Genomic DNA, 8,113 nt, shown 5'->3' with positions numbered 1-8,113 from the left:
CGTTGAGGCGTGGTGGACCAGCCGGTCCCAACCGTGGTTGATGCCGTGGACCAGGCCCACCAGCGCGCCGGCCACGAGGTACCAGGCGAGCCGGCCGACACCGACCAAAACCATGGCCGCGAACGCGGACACCATCATGAAGGCGCCGATGATCACGGCAAACACGAGGGTTCCAATGACCACCATCGTGCCGGTTTCCACTGCGCTTAGGTCGAACTGCATTCTTCCCCCTGCACCATTGCTCCGGTTGAACCAGTAGCCCGAGCGTAGGGTGCCGTGGGCGTGCTGAACTAGGGTCCTTTGGACATTGGCGGCCTCTTGATACGGGATCGAAATGCTACCGGGGCGTAGGTCACGGCGGTGTTGCGGCACCCTCACCGATCGCGGGGGTCGCACCGCTTGTCAGTGCCGGGAGGCTGCCCGGTGTCAGTCTTCGTCGTGTTCAGGGGCGCTCTGGCTCATGACCTGGAAGTCCGCGCCGAGGGCGACTTCGACCTGGGACCCGTCGTTGAGGCGTACCTCGACCTCGTAGGCCGCGCCGGAGTCGTCATCCCGCTCCACTTCGGTGACGCTGCCCTGGCCCACCTTCGCCATCGCGGCCTGGGTTGCCATGGCACGGTCGGCGTCACTGAGCGCCGGTCCATCGGAATCGTCACCGATCTCAAAGTTCCCGATCCTGGCGGTGAGGGCGCCCGCACTTCCGGACCAGACATCCCTGGCCTGGGTGGCCCCGACCGCAATCGACGCTCCCCCCAGCACCACCGCTGCAGAGGCCGCCCCCGTGATCCAGATCGTTCTCTTGCGCATGATCGTCTCCCTTCGGCTGGTCATTCCAGTGTGCGCCGACATAGGGGAGCAGACAACGATAAATGCGGACGGGGCCCTGCGTTAACCTTGTAGCTGGCAGTTTTTCGAATCCGCTGCCCCGCAACGCCACCCCAAAACATCCCCTGGCAGCCGAAGGAGAGCGCGTGTCCCGTTCCGCCGTGTCATCAGCCGACGCCATCAGCGCCCGGCTCCGGGACCTTGAGCTCCTTACCAAGGGACCTGCCTGGGCGCTGACGCGTTCGGCGCCTTGGGTGATCGCCGTGCTCCAGGCCTCCTTCACCCGCACGCGCGCGCAGCTGCCGCTGGAACAGTTCCACGCCGACGTCGACGCCTTCCTCGAGCAGCTCCGCCGGCAGGCCCCCGGCACGGGAGAGCAGCACAGCGGCTCGGCCAACGGCACACTTTCCGGAAAGAAATACGCGGACGAATGGACCCGCAAGAACTTCCTGACCCGCCGGAACCAGTCGGGCCAGATCGTTTACGAAGTCACGGAGCCTGCCGCCCGCGTCCTTGCTTTCCTGGACAGCCTCTCCAGTGAGCGGTCCACGCTGAACGGCTCCCGGCTCGGCACACTGCTGGGCGACGTCGAGAAGCTCGCCAACGAGACCAACCCGGACCAGAGCGCACGCATTGAATCCCTCGAGGAGGAGATCGACGAGCGCCGCCAGCTGATGGAAGACATCAGTTCCGGCGATTTCGACGGGCTGCTCGACGACGACGAGGCCGTGGAGGCGGCAGGCAACATCCTCGATCTCGCGGCCAGCCTGCCCGCGGACTACAAGAAGATGCGTGACCGGATCGAAGAGCTCGTGGGGGAGCTGCGCAACCAGATCATCGAGGAATCGCTCAGCAAGGGCGCCACCATGGCCCAGGTGCTCGAGGCCGACAAGCGGCTGCGGCAGAGCCCCGAAGGCCGGACGTTCCGCTCCTTCACCGCGTTCCTGGAGGACCCGCAACAGCAGCTGCGCTTCCGGTCGGCGATCGGCGAAGTCCTGAGCCGGCAGTTCGCGGACGAGCTCAGCCACGATGAACGCGAGACGCTCAAGAACCTTGTGGCCGAACTCCGCACCCAGCACAGCCAGATCCAGCGGATCTACGGCAAGCTCAGCGAGAGCCTCAACACCTACGTCCAAAGTGACGACTTCCGGCAGTCGGTCCGGCTCCGGAAGGTCCTGCGCGAGGCTGAGCAGGCGATCCGCACCCTGCCGTACGAGCGCGAACGGCCCGGCCTTGTCCGCGGCCCGGTGCTGTTCAGCGCCGGTTTCGAGTCCCTGGCCATGGTCAAGCTCTTCGACCCTGACGAATTCGCGGCTCCACCCAAGCTGGCCGACCCCATCGCGTTCTCCGACTCGGACCGGGCGCGCTCGCCCCGGACCGCCAAGGCCAAGCCGGAGGCCATACGCGCCGCGCTCGCGGGGGCCTCAACCCTCACCGAGGCCTGGGCGCAGCTGCCGGCAGAGGAACGCCACATCAACTCCATCCGGGCCCTGTTGTCGCAGACCCTCCACGAAGGCGCCGGCTTCGACCGGGGGACCTGGGGACCCATCGAATTCGAACAAATCGACGGCACCACCCGCACCGCTTACCTGCCCGTCGTCACGCTCGCGAAGGATTGACTATGACTGAAGAGACTGTGACCGAGACTGTGACCGAGACCGCGACCGAGACCCAGACAGACACCGCGGCGGCGGACCTGCAGTCCGCGCCCGAGTCTGCGCCCGCGGACAGCGATGGCGCCCACGTCCGGAGCGACCCCTTCACCGTCACCCCCCGGGACACCTTCGTCGACGGCGCCGCGCTCTTCCCGGGCGACACCGGCGTGCTGCCCATGAAGGTGCGGCAGGCGCTCGTGAAGCTGCTCAAAGGCCCCTACATCGACGGCGGCCGCGACGAAAAGCTGTGGACCACGCTCCTGGACAACCAGCTGATCCTGCGCAGCCGCCTCTCCGAACTCTTCCTGACGCTGCAACTGGACCACGAGCGCAAGGTCGCCGTCCTGCGTCCGGTTGACCCCGAGGCAATCGGCGGCAGTACGCGTTCCAGCATCCTGCGCCAGCAGCGTGCCCTGAGCCGGGTCGAGACCATCGTCCTGCTCCGCCTGCGCCTGCTCCTGGACCGGCACGTCACCGCCCAGACGGACCCGACGATCACGCGCGAGGAAATCGCCGAACTCGTCGCCCACTACCAGCCCACCGGCCAGCAGGACGCCCTGCGCGATGCCGACGTCGTCAATCGCGCCATCACCAAGCTCCTGGCCCGCCAACTCCTGCTCGCCACGGGCCTGGACGAGGTCTACACCATCTCCAACGCCCTCCCGCTGGCCCTGCCGTTCGAAAATATCGGCGACATCCCGGCCCAAATCGAAGCCCTGGTGGCAGCCAGCACAGACCAGTCGGGAACGGAACCGCTCCTGGAACTCGACACAGACACCTCGGCAAACGCGGAGGACGACCCGGACGACGACGGCGGCGCAGGGGCGGGGGCGGCATCGCCGTCGTCGTCACCCAGCCACACTGAAGAAGCCGAGGAGACCAAGTGAGCATCGCAACCATGCTCCCGATGGGCGAGCTTACCAACCCCGGCCAGATGCGCCTGGCCCTGGTCCAGGTGGTCAACTGGGGCACATTCCATGGCGCCCACACGATGCACGTGGACCGCAACGGCACACTGCTGACCGGCAATTCGGGCGTCGGAAAGTCCACGCTGTTCGATGCCATGCTTCGGGTCTTCGACGCCCGTCCCCGCTCCAACGAAGCGGCGGCACAGCGGGCAGGCGGCGCCGTCGAGGACAAGCGCACCACGTTCACGTACATGCGCGGCAAGGTAGGCGACAAGGCCGTGGGGGAGGGCTCGGCGAGTGCGTTCCAGCGCCCCGGCGCGACCTGGTCCGCCGTCGCGCTGACGTTCGACAACGCGGCCGGCACGCGGGTGACGGTTTCGGCGCTTTTCGACCTGCCCAAGAACGGCACGGAATCCAGCGTCGGCCGCTACTACGTGATCGATAACAAGCCGCTGGACCTCGCGGCGATCGAGGGCATCGCGGAGAAGCGGTTCACCAAGTCGGCGCTGGACGCGATCTTCCCGGACGCCCAGATCTTCGACGTCCACAAGGCCTTCGCCGAACGATTCCGCCGCCTCCTCGGCATCAATTCGGATCAGGCCCTTCCGCTGCTGCGCGTCATCCAGGCCGGCAAGGGACTCGGCGGCAGCGTCAACACCTTCTTCCGCGACCAGGTCCTCGATGCCCCTGCTACGCTGGCCGCGGCGGATGACGTCGTCGAGGAATTCAGCAACCTCATGTCCATCCGGCAGCGCCTCGAGGACGTCCGGCAGCAGCGCGACCAGCTGGCTCCCGTCCCCGGGCTGAACAAGGAATACGCGCAGGCGCTGCTGGACGCGAACCGGCTGCGGGACCTAACAGGTGAGGAATTCGAGGCCTACAAGCAGCAGCTCGCGGTCACAGTCCACGAGAAGACCCTGGCCCGGCTGAAGGAGCTGGCCCAGGCGAAGGCCACGGACCTGGCCGGCGAACGCGCTGTCCGTGACGGCTTCGCCAAGGAACTGCGCCAGCTGGAGGGCGAGTACAACAACCAGGGCGGTAACGCGATTTCCGCGATCGAGCAGTCCCTGGAGAACGCCCGGGTGGGGCTCAAGCTCCGGCAGGAAGTCGAGGCATCGACCCGCAAGGCGCTGACCGACGCCGGGCTGGAACTGCAGTGGTCGGCCGCCGGCTGGGATCAGGCCCACGAGCACGCCGCGGCACGCTCGGCTGAGCTCCAGGACGATTCCGAAGCGCTCAAGGAACTGCGCTTCGAGGCCTTTGATGGCCACGCCACCCGGAAGCGCGAACTCGCCGCGGCCCAGCAGGAGCTCGTCTCGCTGAAGACGCGCAAATCGTTGCTGCCGCCGTCGAGCATTGAAAACCGGAGCGCCATTGCCGCTGCCACGGGCGTGCCCGAGGAGCAGATGCCCTTCGGCGGCGAGCTGATCGACCTTGCCGAGGGCCAGGAACACTGGCGCCCGGCTGCCGAGCGCGCGCTACGGAGCCTGGCCACCACGCTGCTGGTCCCGGGCGAGCACTTCGCGGCAGTCACCCGTTACCTCAACGACCATTCCGTGCGCGGGGCGCTGCGTGCCGTGGACGTCTCCCGGCCCCTGGCCGGCGGTGCGCTGGCCGTCGAGGACGTGGCCGATCGCGACCTGCTGACCAAGCTCAGTTTCCTCACCGATGCCGGGCTGCCCGCCGGGCCACACGCCCAGGCGCTTGCGCAGTCCAGCGCCTGGCTCCGCGAACGGATTGCGCTCGACTTCGCCTACCCGTGTGTGGAAAACCCGGACGAGCTCGCCGGCCTGGACAAGGGCCTGAGCCTGGGCGGTGTGGTCAAGCGCAACCGCCATACGGTGGAAAAGGATGACCGCTTCACGTCCCGCCAGGACTACGTCCTCGGGTTCGACAATGCCGCCAAGCTCGAACTCGTGGCGGCCCAGGTTGAGGACCTGCAGCAGGAGCTGGCCAAGGCCGCCGAGCTGGCGCAAAGCCGGGAAGAGTCGCACCAGGGCATGACCCGGCAGCTTGAAGCCTTGCGCCGGGTGGCCGAGGACCACCGGCCCTGGGAACAGGTCTCGGCCGCCGTGGCCGGCGAGGAGCTCGCCCGGATCGAGCAGCGCCTCAAGGACGCCCTCGCCGCACAGGCCGACCTCGAACCGCTCCGCACCAGCATCGAAGCCGCGCGGCACAAGCACCAGTCCAGCACCGAATCCGCGGCCGTGCTGCAAAGCGAGTACAAGGCCCTCGACGCGCGCATGACCGCCGCTGGTGCGCTGCTCGATGCCGCACGCACCCGGCTGGCGCAGGCACCGCCGTCGGACGCCGGCGTCGCCGCACTGGAACCGTACTTCACCGGCTTCGGTGACGTCCTGGAGATGCACGAACTCGACAACCTCGCCAACCAGGTCCGCACCAGGCTCCTGGCCGAACTGCACGTCGCCGAGTCCCGCGGGCAGGCCACCTCGGAGCGCCTCACCCGCATTTTCGAGGGCTTCGTCCGGGAGTGGGGCTCGGCGATTTCCGCGGACCACGGCACCTCGATCGGCGCCGCGGGGGAGTTCGAATCCCGCTACCACGCGATTGTCAGCGACGGGCTGCCCGCCCAGGAGGCCGAGTTCCGGCAGTTCTTCAATCAGCGGACGCACGAATCTTTTTCCACCCTGCTGCACCTGCTCGACGAGGAGCGCCGTGCCATCACGAGCCGTATCCTGCCGCTGAACGGGATCCTGTCCGAGGTCAACTTCCACGAGGGCAGCTTCCTGGAACTCGACATCAAGCAGACGCTGCCGGCGACGGCGAAGCAGTTCAAGGACGCCATCCAGAACGCGCTCAAGGTCCGGCACACCCGGCCCGGCAAGGCGGTCACTGCAGCGTCCGCTGCTGCGTCCGCCGCTGCGTCCAGGGCGGAGGGGGACGACGACGCCGAGCTCACCACCCGCTACAAGTCGCTCGAAACGCTCGTGAAGCGGCTCGGCTCGCAGACCCCGGAGGACCGCCGTTGGCGGGCCGAAGTGCTGGACGTCCGCGGCCACCTGTTCATCCAGTGCAAGGAACACCGCGAAGTCCAGGGTGCCGGTTCCAAGGGCGCCGGTGCCAAGGGGGCGGCGAAGGGCGCGAAGAAGACCGAGGTCTACATGCACGCGGACACCGGCTCCATGTCCGGTGGCGAGCGGCAGCGCTTCACGGCGTTCATCATGGCGGCGGCGCTGAGCTACCAGCTGGGCATCGCCGAGCAGGGCTTCACCACGTACGGCACGGTCATGATGGACGAGGCGTTCGTGCTCGCCTCGGAGGAATTCGCCGGCGCGGGCATCAAGGCGCTGCATGAGTTCGGCTTCCAGCTCCTGCTGGCCGCGCCGGAGAACGTCATCGACCTCTCCCGGCACCTCGGCTCGGTGACGGAGATCCTCCGGGACAAGCGCACCAACCGTTCCGGCGTCCTGACGGCTCCGGTGATTGCCGCACGTCCGGGCACGGAGGGCACTTGGCGCTCCGAGGCAAACCCCGTGGACATCGTCCTGCGCTGACCTCACCCCTCTCCCTGGGAGCGTTGCTTGTGTCGGGGCTAGTTGCCTTGGACGCGCTCCACGAACTGGGCTGTGCGGGCCACCAGCCCTTCGATCTGCCGCAGCACGACCGCGGCCGGGTCCGGGTTGATCTCGTTGGCCGCAGGCTCCACCCTGACATTGCGGCAGCACAGGAAATCGGCGCAGATCAGGGTGCCCAGCGTGTTGCCGTTGCGGCCGGACTGCCCGGCGCGCTTGGCCACCCACAGCAGGACGTCGTCCTTGGAGAACACGTCCCGGCACAGCTCGCAGAGCACGGAACGGTTCTTCTTGGCCCCGCCTTCAGGGGCCCGGAGCATGATGCCGGTTGGACCCTTCGGTCCCTGCACCACGAAATAGCCGCGGAGGGGCATCTTCGCGTCCCGCCAGGCCAGGAAGTCCAATGCCTCCCAATCCAGGGTGTCGAAGCTCTTGGGCAGATTGAGTTTGGCGGCTTCTGAGCGGCTCGCGTTGATGAAGGACGAGCGGATCTGCTGCGCCGTGATTTTTTGCATGACGGACACTTTCGAAAATCGGATGGCTCCGGCCAGACGGGCGCACGGCGCGCCTGGCGGATTGTGGGCAGAAGACTGCCAGCCTGCGACTCCGGTGTGGGGCAAGGCGTCTCGCGGGACTAGTCCGTGCTGGTTCGGGACTCCGCGGGAAGGGCCTGTGCGGGCGGGGCTGGCAGGAGCGCGGGCGCGTAGCAGGCCACAGCGGCCACCCCGCTAACCGTGGCAGCAGTCATCGTCGCGATGTCCATGCTCACTTCCCCCGTCCCAACTCATCACCGGTTCCGATTGTCCGGCGAGCCCATCCTTGCAAAGCCCGGGATTCGTGTCCAGTTCGCATTCCGCACCCGGCGGCTGAGCATTTAGTGGTGCAACGCTTTGAGTGGTGCAACGTCTTTAATGGTGCAACGCGGGGCGCATCGATGCTCCGGTTCACGTCAAAGGGCAACAATTACGTTACTCAAACCTTTCTTATTTACACAAAGGATAGGCTAGCCTTACTTAGGTTTGCATCACTTACCTAAGGAGTTCCGTGGCTTCCGCCCTTTTCACCCGTTCAGGCGGCCGCCCCGCCGGCCGCCGCCTCCGCAAGAGCGCAGGGCGGGCCGCAGCCCTTCTGGCCGCCGTCGCGCTGACCCTGACTGCCTGCTCTACCGGACCTGCCGGCTCGACGGCGGCGG

The 8,113-nt window shown here is 67.3% G+C and carries 6 protein-coding genes; 3 read left to right on the top strand and 3 right to left on the bottom strand.

Annotation, left to right across the window (positions count from 1 at the left end):
- Both Y706_RS29290 and Y706_RS25295 read right to left on the bottom strand, forming a co-directional pair.
- Positions 1 to 222, bottom strand: a 222-nt coding sequence (locus Y706_RS29290) for a hypothetical protein (protein WP_052355074.1), incomplete at its 3' end; no start/stop codon positions are given.
- A gap of 204 nt (positions 223 to 426) precedes the next feature.
- Complete coding sequence (locus Y706_RS25295) at positions 427 to 807, bottom strand: PepSY domain-containing protein (RefSeq protein WP_043436102.1); 381 nt, start codon at positions 805 to 807, stop codon at positions 427 to 429.
- A gap of 164 nt (positions 808 to 971) precedes the next feature.
- Between Y706_RS25295 and Y706_RS0112660 the strand changes: the two genes are divergently transcribed.
- From Y706_RS0112660 to Y706_RS0112650, 3 genes are read left to right on the top strand one after another with little or no spacing between them, the layout of a single operon-like run.
- Positions 972 to 2,444, top strand: coding sequence for a DUF3375 family protein (locus tag Y706_RS0112660; RefSeq protein WP_028276871.1), 1,473 nt, complete (start codon positions 972 to 974; stop codon positions 2,442 to 2,444).
- Between the two features lie 2 nt (positions 2,445 to 2,446).
- Complete coding sequence (locus Y706_RS0112655) at positions 2,447 to 3,367, top strand: DUF4194 domain-containing protein (RefSeq protein ID WP_028276870.1); 921 nt, start codon at positions 2,447 to 2,449, stop codon at positions 3,365 to 3,367.
- A complete protein-coding gene (locus Y706_RS0112650; RefSeq protein ID WP_028276869.1) occupies positions 3,364 to 6,903 on the top strand; it encodes an ATP-binding protein in 3,540 nt (1,179 codons plus the stop codon). The genes Y706_RS0112655 and Y706_RS0112650 overlap by 4 nt, the downstream gene beginning before the upstream one ends.
- A gap of 38 nt (positions 6,904 to 6,941) precedes the next feature.
- Here the strand turns inward: Y706_RS0112650 and Y706_RS0112645 are convergent, their stop codons facing one another.
- Positions 6,942 to 7,436: an FBP domain-containing protein gene (locus Y706_RS0112645; RefSeq protein WP_028276868.1), complete on the bottom strand. Its 495-nt coding sequence runs from the start codon at positions 7,434 to 7,436 to the stop codon at positions 6,942 to 6,944.
- Between the last annotated feature and the right edge of the window lie 677 nt (positions 7,437 to 8,113).

The sequence above is a fragment of the Arthrobacter sp. I3 genome (assembly GCF_000520575.1).
Classification (GTDB): Bacteria; Actinomycetota; Actinomycetes; order Actinomycetales; family Micrococcaceae; genus Arthrobacter; species Arthrobacter humicola_A.
Note: the sequence above shows the minus strand (reverse complement) of the source record. Positions and strands in the feature narration are given on the sequence as shown.